Origin of the sequence: Anaerostipes caccae L1-92, from assembly GCF_014467075.1 — a bacterium.
GTDB lineage: Bacteria > Bacillota > Clostridia > Lachnospirales > Lachnospiraceae > Anaerostipes > Anaerostipes caccae.
Genome location: NZ_AP023027.1, coordinates 2,313,924 through 2,328,029 on the forward strand (window position 1 = coordinate 2,313,924; position 14,106 = coordinate 2,328,029).

General features: G+C 45.4%; 17 protein-coding genes. 4 read left to right on the forward strand and 13 right to left on the reverse strand.

Going from position 1 to position 14,106, the window contains the following annotated elements; all coding sequences use genetic code 11:
- Nucleotides 1–17 precede the first annotated feature (17 nt).
- Together ANCC_RS11285 and ANCC_RS11290 are read right to left on the reverse strand one after the other, a co-directional pair.
- Complete coding sequence (locus ANCC_RS11285) at nucleotides 18–926, reverse strand: LysR family transcriptional regulator (protein ID WP_006565886.1); 909 nt, start codon at nucleotides 924–926, stop codon at nucleotides 18–20.
- A 30-nt stretch (nucleotides 927–956) separates the two neighbouring features.
- Nucleotides 957–1,364 carry a C-GCAxxG-C-C family protein gene (locus tag ANCC_RS11290; RefSeq protein WP_006565887.1) on the reverse strand — a complete coding sequence of 136 codons (408 nt, stop codon included), beginning with the start codon at nucleotides 1,362–1,364 and terminating at the stop codon, nucleotides 957–959.
- Nucleotides 1,365–1,509: 145 nt separating this feature from the next.
- Here ANCC_RS11290 and ANCC_RS11295 point away from each other — a divergent pair, with 145 nt between their 5' ends.
- Genes ANCC_RS11295 through ANCC_RS11305 form a run of 3 tightly spaced genes read left to right on the forward strand, consistent with a single transcriptional unit; the run spans nucleotide 1,510 to nucleotide 3,390 of the window.
- Nucleotides 1,510–1,899 (forward strand): GntR family transcriptional regulator, encoded by a 390-nt coding sequence (locus ANCC_RS11295; protein ID WP_006565888.1) that lies wholly within the window; start codon nucleotides 1,510–1,512, stop codon nucleotides 1,897–1,899.
- Nucleotides 1,889–2,749, forward strand: a complete 861-nt coding sequence (locus tag ANCC_RS11300) for an ABC transporter ATP-binding protein (protein ID WP_006565889.1) — start codon at nucleotides 1,889–1,891, stop codon at nucleotides 2,747–2,749. Before ANCC_RS11295 ends, ANCC_RS11300 begins: the two co-directional genes overlap by 11 nt.
- Nucleotides 2,746–3,390: an ABC-2 transporter permease gene (locus ANCC_RS11305; RefSeq protein ID WP_006565890.1), complete on the forward strand. Its 645-nt coding sequence runs from the start codon at nucleotides 2,746–2,748 to the stop codon at nucleotides 3,388–3,390. Before ANCC_RS11300 ends, ANCC_RS11305 begins: the two co-directional genes overlap by 4 nt.
- Nucleotides 3,391–3,414: 24 nt before the next feature.
- On the opposite strand, the gene ANCC_RS11310 is transcribed toward ANCC_RS11305, so the two are convergent.
- From ANCC_RS11310 to ANCC_RS11340, 7 genes are all read right to left on the reverse strand, one after another.
- Nucleotides 3,415–3,903: a hypothetical protein gene (locus ANCC_RS11310; protein WP_006565891.1), complete on the reverse strand. Its 489-nt coding sequence runs from the start codon at nucleotides 3,901–3,903 to the stop codon at nucleotides 3,415–3,417.
- Nucleotides 3,904–3,933: 30 nt separating this feature from the next.
- The gene (gene hisF, locus ANCC_RS11315) at nucleotides 3,934–4,695 is read right to left on the reverse strand and encodes an imidazole glycerol phosphate synthase subunit HisF (protein ID WP_006565892.1); all 762 of its coding nucleotides are present in this window, start codon (nucleotides 4,693–4,695) and stop codon (nucleotides 3,934–3,936) included.
- Between the two features lie 12 nt (nucleotides 4,696–4,707).
- Nucleotides 4,708–5,313, reverse strand: a complete 606-nt coding sequence (gene hisH / locus ANCC_RS11320; RefSeq protein WP_006565893.1) for an imidazole glycerol phosphate synthase subunit HisH — start codon at nucleotides 5,311–5,313, stop codon at nucleotides 4,708–4,710.
- 3 nt (nucleotides 5,314–5,316) lie between these two features.
- Nucleotides 5,317–6,099 carry an SIR2 family NAD-dependent protein deacylase gene (locus ANCC_RS11325; RefSeq protein WP_156340468.1) on the reverse strand — a complete coding sequence of 261 codons (783 nt, stop codon included), beginning with the start codon at nucleotides 6,097–6,099 and terminating at the stop codon, nucleotides 5,317–5,319.
- 49 nt (nucleotides 6,100–6,148) lie between these two features.
- A complete protein-coding gene (locus ANCC_RS11330) occupies nucleotides 6,149–7,627 on the reverse strand; it encodes a sensor histidine kinase (RefSeq protein WP_006565895.1) in 1,479 nt (492 codons plus the stop codon).
- The gene (locus tag ANCC_RS11335; protein WP_006565896.1) at nucleotides 7,628–8,305 is read right to left on the reverse strand and encodes a response regulator transcription factor; all 678 of its coding nucleotides are present in this window, start codon (nucleotides 8,303–8,305) and stop codon (nucleotides 7,628–7,630) included.
- A 127-nt stretch (nucleotides 8,306–8,432) separates the two neighbouring features.
- Complete coding sequence (locus ANCC_RS11340) at nucleotides 8,433–9,338, reverse strand: DUF368 domain-containing protein (protein WP_083774632.1); 906 nt, start codon at nucleotides 9,336–9,338, stop codon at nucleotides 8,433–8,435.
- A 180-nt stretch (nucleotides 9,339–9,518) separates the two neighbouring features.
- Between ANCC_RS11340 and ANCC_RS11345 the strand changes: the two genes are divergently transcribed.
- On the forward strand, nucleotides 9,519–10,403 hold the full coding sequence (locus ANCC_RS11345; protein ID WP_006565898.1) for a Cof-type HAD-IIB family hydrolase: 885 nt from the start codon (nucleotides 9,519–9,521) through the stop codon (nucleotides 10,401–10,403).
- 57 nt (nucleotides 10,404–10,460) lie between these two features.
- Here ANCC_RS11345 and ANCC_RS11350 read toward each other — a convergent pair whose 3' ends face one another.
- From ANCC_RS11350 to nifS, 4 genes are read right to left on the reverse strand one after another with little or no spacing between them, the layout of a single operon-like run.
- Nucleotides 10,461–11,336 (reverse strand): putative ABC transporter permease, encoded by an 876-nt coding sequence (locus ANCC_RS11350; RefSeq protein ID WP_006565899.1) that lies wholly within the window; start codon nucleotides 11,334–11,336, stop codon nucleotides 10,461–10,463.
- Between the two features lie 23 nt (nucleotides 11,337–11,359).
- Nucleotides 11,360–12,430 (reverse strand): tRNA 2-thiouridine(34) synthase MnmA, encoded by a 1,071-nt coding sequence (gene mnmA / locus ANCC_RS11355; RefSeq protein ID WP_006565900.1) that lies wholly within the window; start codon nucleotides 12,428–12,430, stop codon nucleotides 11,360–11,362.
- 9 nt (nucleotides 12,431–12,439) lie between these two features.
- The gene (gene nifU, locus ANCC_RS11360) at nucleotides 12,440–12,877 is read right to left on the reverse strand and encodes a Fe-S cluster assembly scaffold protein NifU (protein WP_006565901.1); all 438 of its coding nucleotides are present in this window, start codon (nucleotides 12,875–12,877) and stop codon (nucleotides 12,440–12,442) included.
- A gap of 50 nt (nucleotides 12,878–12,927) precedes the next feature.
- Complete coding sequence (nifS, locus tag ANCC_RS11365; RefSeq protein WP_006565902.1) at nucleotides 12,928–14,106, reverse strand: cysteine desulfurase NifS; 1,179 nt, start codon at nucleotides 14,104–14,106, stop codon at nucleotides 12,928–12,930.

Here is a 14,106-nt window from a genome sequence, read left to right on the forward strand (position 1 = left end):
AGGCTGCTGTTTCTATTTTATAGATTCTGTTTTTTATATTCTTTCTGAAGTATTTCTGCAAATTCCCTGACAAATCCGTCTTCCCGGTCTTTCCTCCAGCAGACAATATATTCCCTTTTTAATTGCTTTCCATCTGCGCAAAGCGGAATGCGGCGAAGTGGGATATCGCCCTGTCCCGGCCTTTCCCCCGTTTCTTCCGTAAGCAGAAATCCTCTGTCCCAGGCTGCTAAAAGTCTGGCTTCTTCCGGAGTATCAGCAAATAAAATATTGTCCTGTAACCCCAGCATATTGACACAGTTATCTCTCTGCCGCTCTCTCTGGTCAGCAGGGACAGCAATAATACAGGGGATTCTGCGTAACTCTTCAATATTCACATAATCCAGGGCACTCAGAGGACTTCTCTCCGATATCTCAATGAAATATCTGCCTTTGGTCAGAGAAATGTATTCAAAGTCTTGTAAGTCACCTGGCTTTGGGCTGCAAAGAATGATATCCGTTCCTCCGAAACACAGCATGTCTATCAGCTCTTCTGCATACCCGGCAGCGGTCTCCAGCTCCATCATGGGATACTTCTCAGATAATAATGCTGCTGCCCTGCAGAGTTCCGTTCCATGCAGATATTTTGAATATCCGACACGGAGACGCTGATTTATTTGTCTTCCGATCCGAGCGGTTTCTTTTTTCAGACGCTCCGCCTCATCCAGCAGCACAAGGCCGTGCCGATAAAAATATTCCCCTGCAGGTGTCATATAAAATTTCCGGTTCTTTCTCCTAATCAGCTCTGTGTCAAGATTTTCTTCTAAAGCGCGTATTTGCTGCGACATCGCAGACTGGGATATCCCGCATTTTTCGGCTGCATTAGTAAAACTTTGGCATGTGATCACCTCTGTAAAATACTTTAATTGTTTTAATAACAAAAAAGTCACCTCCCCTGCCGTTTTTCATCCTTCTGTATCTCAAAGCTTTTCCAGAATGTCGTCGAGAATCCGGACTGAGTCCTCCACACATCCCCGGCAGCTTCTGAGCATCGTGCCGGTGGTCATTCCTTTTAACTCCCTGCATACCGTACTTTGATTCTTCATCCGGAAACGTCTGATCAGCTCTCTTGTCAGCTGATATGTAGATCCTTTTGAATCCGGTTTCGCAAGATTCCCGGTGCTGTTCATCCTCCCCAGCACAGCAACTGCACCTGAAACCGCACCGCAGGTCCCTTCCATTCCTCCCATACCGAGCCCAAAGCCTTCTGTCAGTTCAAACACGGTCTGTTCATCAATGCCCATCTCCTCAGAATAACAGCATGCAACTGCCTGTGCACAGTTATAACCTCTCTCATGCCTTTCGGCCGCTTCTTTTATCTTACTCATTCTGATACCTCCTCTGTCTGTTTCTTCTAACTAATTAAAACATATCCAATCCCCAAATACAACTTATCTAAATTTTCCTTCTCTTACCATTGACAACTGTATATATAGCGTATATACTGTATATATACAGTTAGGAGGGAATTATGTGAATATTATTATCAGTAACCAGAGTGATCTTCCAATTTATGAACAGATAGCGGAAAGCTTTAAAGAAAAGATCCTCTCCGGAGAACTGTCCGGGGGTGAACTTCTCCCATCCATCCGTTCTCTTGCCAAGGATTTGAGGATCAGTGTCATCACAACAAAACGTGCTTATGAAGAACTGGAAAAAGAAGGTTTCATAGAAACCATCCCCGGAAAGGGATGTTTTGTAAAAGCAAAAAGCACAGAACTTCTGAAAGAGGAAGTTTTAAGAAAGATTGAGGAGCATCTTGTGAACGCCGTACATATGGCAGTATCTTATGGAATTGAACAGGAAGAATTGGAAGATATTCTTTCCTGCCTTTATGAGGAGGGTATCGATCATGGAAAATAATATAGAAGTCAGGCAAATGACAAAGACATATCCCGCTTTCCGGCTGGACCGTGTGGATCTTTGCGTACCGAAGGGCTCCATTGTAGGTCTGATCGGTGAAAACGGAGCCGGAAAAACAACTCTGATCAAAGGAATGCTGGGCTTGATCCATCCGGAAGAAGGTGAAGTCCTGATCTTCGGCAAAGACACCCAAACTTCTATGAAAGAGATCAAAAAGGACATCGGCGTTGTCCTGGACGGCAGCTTCTTTATGGAACTTTTAAAGGTTCAGGCCATTGACACTGTCATGAAAGGAATCTATGACAAGTGGGACACAGCTCTGTTTTACGATTATCTGGAGCGGTTCGGCATTGATCCCTCCAAAAAGATCAAGGAACTGTCCAAAGGTATGCAGAAAAAGCTGGAGATACTGACTGCTCTCTCCCACCACCCGAAACTCCTGATCCTCGATGAGCCGACCAGCGGCCTGGACCCTGTTGTGAGAAATGAAATCCTAGATATTTTTCAGGATTTTATTTTAGATGAAGAGTGCAGTATTCTGCTTTCCACCCACATCACAAGTGATCTGGAGCATATTGCGGACTACCTGGCCTTTATTGACAATGGACATATGATTTTCTTTGAAACCCGTGATAAAGTCCTTGACAGTTACGGAATTTTAAAATGTGACCAGCAACAGTTTGAGCGGCTGGAACCATCCGATGTCATCCGCTACCGCAAAAACCGCTATAACTATGAGGTGCTGGTGAGCGACCGGCATGTTATCCGCAGGACTTACCGTGATGCGGTCATTGAGAAAATTACAATCGAAGATTTAATGCTTTTATATATAAAGGGGGAAGAATTATGATAGGATTAATAAAAAAAGATGTGCTGCTGATGCAGTCTTACTTAAAAAATCTGCTGCTGATCACAGCAATGTTTTCAGGCCTTTCGCTGATCAACGAAAATTACTCTTTCCTTGCTGTGTCTCTGCCATGTATGTTTTCCATCCTGTGCTTTACGCTCATAAGCTACGATGACTATTATCACTGGGATGCCTACTCATTAACGCTTCCCATAGATTCAAAAGACAGTGTCCGGAGCAAATATATCGTTTCCACTTGCCTTTTGGCCTTTGGTACAATTTTAGGAACCGCATTGTCATTCGCAGTCATTGCCGTAAAGGATCTGTCCGTACCCGGCAAAGAGGTTTTTCTCACAGCCTTCGCAGGTTTCTTCACAGCATCCGTTTTGATGTCTCTGATGTATCCCATCGCTTACCGATTCGGAACGGAAAAGGGACGGTTTGTCATATTCGGTATATTTGCAGGAATTTCTATTTTTATAGTATTATTGGGCAAAACACTGATGAACACGACTCTGCGTCTTCAGTCCATCGCCGACTTTTTCACAGGAAGCGGCAAATATCTGCTCATTCCTCTGATCCTGATCATTATATCTGTCTCTTACTGTATCTCCTGTAAGATCTTCACGAGAAAAGAATATTAAACAGGAACAAAGTTCTCAGGCCCCTCACTCTTTGAGGGGCTTATCTGCATGTGAAAAGTTCTCAAGGATACTCTCTGCATCTGCCGTTATTTTAAACTTCAGCTGAAGGCCCAAAATTTTCACCGATGAATAGGCACTGTCTTTGTAAAAGGTTAAAGACCCCATCTTCACCATGCTGCCCTTTGAATCCTCATTGAGTTTCTTCGTCTCTGCCTGATACAAAAGACACCGGTATGCGGCTTTCTCCTCTGCCGGTATTTCTCTCACACTTTTCCACTCATCAATCTTCAGCTCACCGATGAGCTTTCGGATATCATCTTTATTCTTCAGCACAGCAATCGTTTTCCGATCCCTGCAGGATACGATTTCAATCTTCTGCGCTTTGCTGACCTGGCTGATATCGTCCTGCCTGCTTGTCACTTTGATCTGGCTTTTCTGCTTTTTAGCAGAACACCCCTGCAGTACGCCTGCACTCAGAATGAGAATTGCCGTCAAATAAAAAATTCTCTTCATACCCACACCTTTCTCATTGTTTCAGTGCATTCAACGGCGCACGCTGAGTCCTCTGTCCGCCAGATAATGCTTCAGATCCATAATCTCCAGCTCTTTAAAGTGAAACAGGGATGCCGCCAAAGCCGCATCTGCTTTTCCTTCTGTGAGAGTGTCATAAAAATGTTCCTTTGTTCCCGCACCGCCGGATGCAATCACAGGAATGTCCACGGCTTCCGCAATGGCCCTTGTCAGCTCATTGTCATACCCTGCCTTTGTACCATCGCAGTCCATACTTGTCAGAAGAATTTCTCCGGCGCCGCGGCGCTCTGCTTCCGCTGCCCAGGAAACCGCATCCAATCCTACATCGATCCTTCCTCCGTTTTTATAAACGTTCCATCCGGTGCCGTCTTCCCGGCGTTTTGCATCGATTGCTACGACCACGCACTGGCTGCCGAATTTATCTGCCGCGTCGCTGATCAGGTCCGGGGTGTTAATAGCAGAGGAATTGATGGAAATTTTATCTGCCCCTTCTCTGAGGATCGCCCTGAAATCCTCTACCGTTCGGATTCCTCCGCCCACTGTAAACGGAATAAAGACCGTCTCTGCTACTTTCCTCACCATATCGATCATAATATTTCTTGCATCAGAAGATGCCGTAATATCCAGAAACACCAGCTCATCAGCTCCAGCCTTGTCATAGGCCGCACCGATGGCAACCGGATCTCCCGCATCGATCAGATTTACGAAGTTGACCCCTTTTACTACACGGCCGTTATGTACGTCCAAACATGGAATGATTCGTTTTGTATGCATGTCCTTTTCCTCCTACAGTGAAATAAAATTCTTTAAAATCTGAAGTCCTACCGTGCTGCTTTTCTCCGGATGAAACTGACACGCAAACACATTGCCTTGTTCCACAGAGGCATGGATCACCTCCGAATACTCTGTGGTTGCCGCAACAATGTCCGGTTCCGAAGCTTTCAGATAATAAGAATGAACAAAGTATACATAAGAATCTTCCGGCACACCTTTAAACAGTCTGGCTCCTTCTTTGATCTTTAAGTTATTCCATCCCATATGAGGAATCTTTAACCCGTCTTTTTTCGGGATCTTTAAGATCTCCCCTTTTAAAAGCCCCAATCCCTCGACTCCCGGCGCTTCTTCACTCTTTTCAAACATGATCTGCTGCCCGAGGCAGATCCCTAAGAATGGGATTCCACGCTCTGCCACCTGGTGGATCGTCTCCTCAAGGCCGTACTGCCGAAGCTTTCCCATAGCATCTCCGAAAGCCCCTACTCCCGGAAGGATGACATGACTGCTTCCCAGGATCTGTTCCTTGTCTCTCGTGATCACCGCTTTTTCGCCCAGAAACTGGACTGCTTTTTCAACGCTTCTGATATTTCCTGCATCATAGTCAATAATCGCTACCATATCCTACCTCTCAATTTCAAGAAAATCTTTGCTGTCCATCTTTACTGCATCTGCTTTTCCCTTCAGTTCCTCACCTATCTGATATAAAGTGCGGTTAACCCTTACCATATAGGCTTTCTCATTATAAAAAGCCATTTTCTCAAACGGCCACCGAAACAGGCCCGGCACTCCAAAACCTTCTCCTAGCTCCAGAATAAAAAGTTTCTTGTTCAGCGTAGTCTGAAGCCATTTTGTATACGCAGCCCAGCTGTTCAGATAAGCTCCTTCTATATACGTACTCTTCGTATCCTCTGTACGTATATTATAGACTAATGGAGCGCCGCACTTTGGACACTCCAGATGCTCAATCTTCCCTGTCGTCTCATAGTGCCGGATCAAATCTTCAAGACCAAGTTCCGCCGGATACAGCTGCTCACTGCACGGCCCTTTACACTGAAAAAAGTCTCCGCTTCCGCACGGTGCAGTCAGACGATTTTTGTCCAGACCAGAATGGAAAATGAGACCGTCATTGTTGCTCGTAATCACAAAATAATCCTTTTGATCTAATACCTCCTCCAACTTCTTAAAATAAGGAACCTGGGAGTGATTCAGCAAATAATGACGTTCATACGCCTGCCGCATCCAGATGACATCTTTGTCCTCTTCATCCATCCTTAAGAGCTTCTGGTAATGCTCATTTTGTATCTCTGTTTTAAAATCTATTAACTCATATGCGCTAAGTTCCGGTCCAATGCCGACCAAAACCAAATCTGCGTCCTGTATCCTGCTAACATAATCCTTTAACATATGCCGCTCCTTTGCCTTCATGTGAATTATTCACTATTTTATCACATCTTCAGGCATTTGCACAATCCACATCGAAGTAAAATTCTACTCCGCCCTCCACATTGTTCACTCCATATTGCTTGCCGTGGGCCTTCATGGTTGCGGCTACGATAGACAGTCCGATGCCGCTGCCTCCATATTCTCTCGTTCTTGCCTTATCTACTTTGTAAAATTTCACCCAGAGCTTATCCAGATCTTCCTCCGGTATGTGGCTTCCGGAGTTAAAAACAGTCACCCTGAGATCATTCTCTATCCGCTGAAAGGAAATAGCAATCCTTCCGTTTTTTAAGACATGGTTTCTGGCATTGCTCAGATAGTTTCCGAACACTTCCTCTATCATAAACTCATCGGCCCATACATAGGTGGGAGGTTCATGAAACTCAACTGTAATATTTTCTTTCTGGAAGAAGATTGTATTGGCAGAAAGCATATTCTGAATCAGTTCCTGGATATTAAACCGTTCCATGCTGACCTGGTGGTTGCCGAACTCGATCTGGTTTAATGTCAGCAGTTTTTGGACCATCCGGTTCATCTTCTTAGCTTCATCCGCGATCACGTCACAGTAAAACTCACGGCTCTCTTCATCTGCTGAGACGTTGTCTTTCAGCCCTTCTGCGTATCCCTGGATCAGGGCGATCGGTGTTTTTAATTCATGAGAGACATGGGATAAAAATTCAGTCCTCATCTCGTCAATCTGGACCTTCTGCTCAATGTCCTGGCGCAGCTCATTATTTGCAGTTTTCAGCTCTGAGATCGTATACTCAAGCTTTGATGAGAGTTCATTTAAACTCTCACCGAGATGCCCCAGCTCATCTTCACCGCAGTCTATGACCTTCACATCAAAATCCAGATTGCTCATCCGGTTCGCGGCGGCAGCCATTTCTTCAATGGGCTTTGTAAACTGCTTGCTGTAAATATACATGGCGATTCCCCCGGCTACAATCAAAAGAGCACCCACGTAGGCGGTAAATCTCCCGGACAGTACCGCACTGGTCTGTATACTTTCCATCGGAGTGTTGATCACCACGGCGTAGCCGTTGTCAAAATATCCGAGAAGATTAATGCTGGTCCCGGTAGATTCCTTGTCGGACCCGCTCACTACGGCATATCCTTTTTCACTGATCTGCCTCTTGATCTTTCTCATATCCTCCAGCGTGCTGATCATATCATTGTACATCAGTCCCTGTTTGCCCTCAGAAGAATATACGACCTGTCCGTTTTCATTGTTGACGATCAGCATCCGGTAATTATATTCTCTGACAATCTTTGATATCTTATAAGAATTATTATCGGCACCTTTTGTATTGAGCAGATGATTGATCGAGTCATAAACCTGTGTGATATTCTTTTTTTCCTTAAACACATAGTACGGTTCGATCATCAGGATGTTAATACAGATAGACAGAAGTATGGTGGATGCCATGATCACGATCAGCACCATCGTCATTTTCACTTTGATGGATTGATTCTTCAGTATTTTTTCTTTCACTTACTCCTGCACCTCGAACTTGTAGCCCATTCCCCATATCGTGCGGATATAGGCTCCTTTGCTTCCCATTTTATTTCTGAGTTTTTTTACATGGGTATCAATGGTCCTGGCGTCTCCGAAATAATCATAATTCCACACCTGATTCAATATGTTTTCCCTTGTAAGTGCCCTTCCCTCATTCTTCATGAAGTAGGACAGAAGTTCAAATTCTTTAAAACTCAGATCAATACTTTTATCATCTATGGTGACCATATGGGCTGCTTCATCCAGAACAATCCCGCCGGCTTTCAGCACTTCTCCGTCCTGCTGTCTGGTCCTCCTTAAAATGGCTTCGATCCTTGCCACTAAAATCTTCGGACTGAAAGGCTTCGAAATATACTCATCCACTCCCAGGTCAAAGCCCTGAAGCTCATCGTTTTCCTGATCTTTGGCCGTCAGCATGATAATCGGCACTTCGGAAACTTTCCGTATTTCCCTTACGACTTCCCATCCGTCCATCCGGGGCATCATCACGTCTAAAACGAGCAGATCGATTCCTTTGGTGGAAAAGAACACATCCACTGCCTCTTCCCCATCTCCTGCCTCCAGCACCTGATATCCTGCCCTGTTTAAGAAATCCTTTACCAATTTGCGCATCCTGCTCTCATCGTCTACTACTAATATTTTAAGATCATTCATCAAGGTTCCTCCTGCGGTTATATTCCAATTCACTATGTATAGTTTACCACAGGATTATGATAAAATTGTGAAAAAAAAAGACATCAGCACTGAAAATACTGATATCTCTTTCGCTTACATGATTTTTCTATTCTGCCTCAGATACTCCGGCCGCTGCCTCCTGTCTGTCAGACATAGCCTTCAGTTTCTGCAGTCCAAAGATAATAACCCCGCCGATGATAAAAAACAGGATACTGAAACTTCCCGCTGTCAGTGCTGGTTTCGGAACTTCCAGCGTGGTCGGTCCCATGACGATAGCATACAGGGATCCGATCATCATTCCGATGATGAAATAGACCATCTGTGACCGGAACTTTTCAAGACAGGTGCGGATCAGCTTAACGACTGACGCAATCCCGCACAGGATGCCGCAGCCAAAGATCAGGATTACCGGAAAATAAGCCGTGTTAAAATGCATAGCTTCTTTCACCGCTGAAATGACCGGCACATACAGCCCGAAGATTAAAAGCATGGTAGAACCTGAAATTCCAGGCAGCACCATAGCCGAAATAGCAACCATGGCCACGAGGAAAATATAGATCCCCAGTCCCAGATTCAAATGTTCCACACTTACATTCATGCCTTTTCCCGATGCCGGGTTAAAATAGGTGATTGCTGCCACCATGACAACTCCGATCAGGGCAAACAGAGCGTTGCCGTATTTACCTTTCAGACAGTCCTTTTCCTCAGACCAAATGATCGGTATGGCAAAAATGATAAGTCCTAAAAACAGGGAACTGATTTCATAAATTCTGTCACTGAAAATACTGGCCAGCACAGAAACCGCTGCCCCAAAGCCAACGACCCAGCCAACCCCGATACGCAGCAGGAACTTCACTGCCTCTATCTTTTTTTGTTTATTTCCTGTAATTAAATCGTCTAGGGATGAGATAAAACGGTCATAAAAACCGAGCAGAAAAGCCACGGTCCCGCCGGATACCCCCGGCACACTGTCGGCTAATGCCATACAAAATCCCCGAATAAAATTTAGCATATTGACTCCTTTGTTTTCTAAAACACATACAAATGCCAGAATCCATTCCAGCACAACTTTTAGTATTATAGCACACGTTATGTAAAATAAAAAGCAAGAAAATCTTAAAGATTTGTGAAACTATGTCCTTCTTTTTACTTTTATGATAGTATAATATTACGAATATGAAGGAGGTTCTATATGATAAAATTAATTTCATCCGACATGGACGGAACACTGCTGGACAGCTACCGCCAGATCACTCAGGTCAATATCGATGCGATCCGTACACTCCAGGACAGCGGCGTCGAGTTTATCATCAACACAGGACGGGAATACCAGAATGTGACAGATATTTTAGGAAAAGCAGGCCTTGAATGCGATATGATCTGCAGCAACGGCTCCTGCGGTTATGATAAAGAAGGAAACCTGCTGTTTGAGCATTCCATTCCGGCAGATACAGTAAAACAGATCCTCGGGGTATTTCACAAATCCAGCCTGGTTCCGACGCCATTTTCCCAGATGGGCCGTATTTCTCTGCTTTCCAGAGAGGAACTAAAAAAATATACGAAAGAAGTCATGATTCCATCCATGCAGATCAATCATCCCGACTTTGTATATACAGATGAAGAATTTGAAGATTTAATCAGCCAGGTTACCTATGTAGAAGGTGAAGCCGGACTGTTTGACAGCGAACACCGGGTTTTAAAGTTCATTTCTCAGTCAACAGATCCCGAAGCGCTGTTAAGACTGCGGGCAGAATTAGAACAAATCCCGGGACTTGCCGTAGTATCCACGGCACCTACGGATATTGAGATTACCTCATCAGAAGCCCAGAAAGGGATCGGCCTGATGGACTATGCAAAGCGGAAAGGGCTGGTTCCGGATGAGATCGTTGCCATCGGAGACAGCGAAAATGACTATTCCATGCTCTCCATTCCGGGAATTCATTCCGTTGCTATGGCAAATGCCACAGAAGCCATCAAAAATATTTGTGTCTATCAGACCCGTGCCAACACAAAGGATGGCATTGCCTACATCATCCGCTGCATTCTCGCAGACCGCGATAATTTTAAACTGACCTAAGGTATCATTTTATAAAAGAAGATCTGTAATCCCACTGAGAGGTTTACAGATCTTCTTTTATTTTATCTTCATTCGCTTTTTCAGCTCATCCAGCGCCTCTTTGTATCTCTCAGAATTAAAGGAAGGAAACGCATTCAAAAGTCTCCTGCTGGTTTGGCTTTTCTTCTCCGCAATCTCCTGATACCGGCTTTTCAGATCTTCGATCCTCTGCTCCAGTTCGCCGCTGATCGTATCTTTCCGTTCTTTCAGGCCTTCCGATACGGCATTTCTCTTTTCCGCCAGTTCCTGGCCGGCCTCATCCAGCTTCTTTTTCGTCTCTTCCTGCTTTTCTACGGCAGACATGACACCGAGATAAATATTTTCACCCAGCTGCTCTGACATATTATGCAGTTCTTCTGCGATCTCGCTCATTTTGCGCAGCCTTTGATTCATCTTGAAAATACCCGCCGCTGTTACCCAGAGATCGGCTGCCATGCCGGCCAAAAGCATAAGGAGCAGGAAGCTGCCGAAGAGACCCGGTATGAGTCCCACAAATTTCGTAATCATAGGATGAAGCACATAGACGATGAGCATACAGGCGGCACTCCAGATCAGTGAAAACGGAAGACAGATATATCCGTTTAAATTAAACGGCTGGTCCGAATAATCCCACCATCTGCTGTGAAAAATCTTTTCCAGCGCAAAGCCCGTGATCCACTCGATGGAAGATACGGCTATGACAGAGGCAATATACATGAAAAAAACATTGGACTTATACGGCATCAGCAAAGATACCACAAATCCAACGCCGAATCCGTAAACCGGACAGATAGGCCCGTTTAAAAACCCCCGGTTTACAAATTTTCTCTGCTTAAATGCGGCAAATGCTACTTCACTGCACCAGCCGAGAAATCCATAAATAAAAAAATATGACAAAAGATAATATACACTCATAATCAATCAAGCTCCCATCGGAATTATAGGATCGTAGCTCCCCCTGCCACATAATCGCCGTCATAAAACACTACCGCCTGTCCCGGGGTCACCGCTCTCTGAGGTTCGTCAAACAGGACTTTTATCCTGTCTTTTCCGTCCATGCTCACTGTGCACGGGGCCCCTCTGTGGTTATAGCGGACTTTCGCCTGAAATCTCATACCGTCTTCGATGGAGGATACAGACATCAAATTTACATGGTCTCCATAGAGGGTATCCGTCATAAGATCCTCATTGCTCCCGATCACCACTTCATTTCTCTCTTTATCTATCCGTACAACATATCCCGGCTGCTTCAGGGAAAGGCCCAGTCCTCTTCTCTGTCCCACAGTATAACATACAATGCCCTTGTGAGTGCCGAGGATATTCCCATCCATATCCACAAAATTACCCGGCCGGATCTTCTGTCCCGTAGTTTCTTCGATAAAATCTCCGTAGCTGCCGTCTACAAAACAGATGTCCTGGCTGTCCGGCTTGTGGGCCACCGGCAGATGTATCTTCTCTGCTATTTCCCGTATTTCATCTTTCGTGTATTCCCCCACGGGCATCAGTGTCTTAGACAGCTGGTTCTGTGTCAGGTTATAAAGAGCATAGGTCTGATCCTTCTCGGGAGTCGCCGAACGCTTCAGCGCATATCGTCCGTTGGAAAGCTTTTCAATCCTGGCATAATGTCCGGTTGCAATATAATCGGCGCCGATATCCAGAGATCTTTTCAGCAGAGATTCCCATTTAACATAGCGGTTGCATGCAATACAGGGATTCGGAGTTCTTCCGTCCAGATATTCGTCTATAAAATAATCAATGACATGTTCCTTGAAATCCTGTTTAAAATTCATGACATAATAGGGAATGTCGAGCGCCTGGGCCACTCTCCTGGCATCATCCACAGCTGACAGGCCGCAGCATCCTCCGTTTTCTTCCAGAAGTTCCTGTTCTTCATCCTGCCAGATCTGCATGGTAACACCGATCACTTCATATCCCTGTTCCTTCAATAAATAGGCTGCCACGGAGGAATCCACCCCTCCTGACATGCCTACAACTACTTTCTCTTTCACGGATGCCTCCTAGTACTCTTCTTCCACTTCCTCTTCTCCAATATCGGATTTCGGTTTCTCAAGGCCTTCGATCTTGATGCCGTTTTTCTGTGCATAATCCCAGAGGGCCGCATGGATTGCTTCCTCTGCCAGAAGAGAACAGTGCACTTTGACCGGCGGAAGACCGTCGAGAGCTTCCATTACCGCCTTGTTTGTAACTTCCAGTGCTTCCTGCACGGATTTTCCTTTGACCAGTTCCGTTGCCATGCTGCTGGTGGCAACTGCGGCTCCGCAGCCGAACGTCTTAAATTTTACATCCTGAATAATCTGGTTATCGTCGATATCAAAATAAATGCGCATGATATCTCCGCACTTGGCGTTTCCGACAGTACCCACGCCGCTGGCGCCCTCAATCTCTCCTACGTTTCTCGGATGCTCAAAATGATCCATAACTTTTTCACTATACATAACAGTACCTCCTGTTTTTCTTCTAAATATAAATCAGGCAAAAAACCCGTTTAATGTTTCTTTACAAAATCTTCATACAGCGGAGACATTTTTCGCAGCTTATCTACGATCTCTTTTAATTTCTCCACAACAAAATCCATATCCTCTTTGGTTGTTTCTTCCCCCAGAGTCATCCTGAGAGATCCATGTGCAATCTCGTGAGGAAGTCCGATGGCTAACAGTACATGTGACGGGTCCAGTGAACCGGACGTGCAGGCTGATCCGCTGGAAGCACAGATTCCTGCCATATCGAGCATGATCAGAAGGGATTCGCCCTCAATAAACTGAAAACTGATGTTGATATTGTTGGGAAGCCTTTTGTCTCTTCCTCCGTTTAAGCGGCAGTACGGGATCTCTGCCAGAATCCTGCGGACCGCATAATCCCTCAGCTCCTGTTCCTTGGCAGTTCTCTCCTCCATTGTCTCAAAAGCGATCTCAACGGCCTTTCCGAGTCCCACAATGCCTGTCACATTCTCTGTTCCGGCCCGGCGCTTACGCTCCTGTGCTCCTCCGTGGATAAATGAGCGAAGTTTCAGTCCTTTGCGGATATACATAAATCCGATTCCCTTCGGTCCGTTCAGCTTATGGCCGCTGGCACTCAGCATATCAATATTCATCTCATCTACATTGATCGGTACCTGTCCGTATGCCTGTACCGCATCTGTATGGAACAGAACGCCGTGTTCTTTTGCAATCGCTCCGATCTCTTTCACCGGCTGGATCGTTCCTATCTCATTGTTGGCAAACATGACAGTGATCAGAATCGTATCCGGGCGGATCGCCGCTTTTAACTGATCCAGCTTAATATATCCGTTCTCATCCACATCCAGATAGGTCACCTCATAACCGTTTCTCTCCAGATACTGGCAGGTGTGAAGAACCGCATGGTGCTCGATCTTGCTTGTAATGATATGTTTTCCCTTTGAGGCATAGGCTTCGGCAGTCTCCTTGATGGCCCAGTTGTCCGCCTCAGAGCCGCCGGCCGTAAAATAAATATCCTGGCTCTGTGTGCCCAGAGATCCGGCAATCCTGTCCCTTACTTCATTGACTGCCTTTTTCGCCTCAGCAGCCGGTGAATAGACGCTGGACGGATTCCAGAATTTCTCCGTAAAATATGGCATCATCGCTTCTACTACTTCCGGTCTCGCCGGTGTTGTTGCCGCATGGTCTAAATATATGATCTTTTCCAT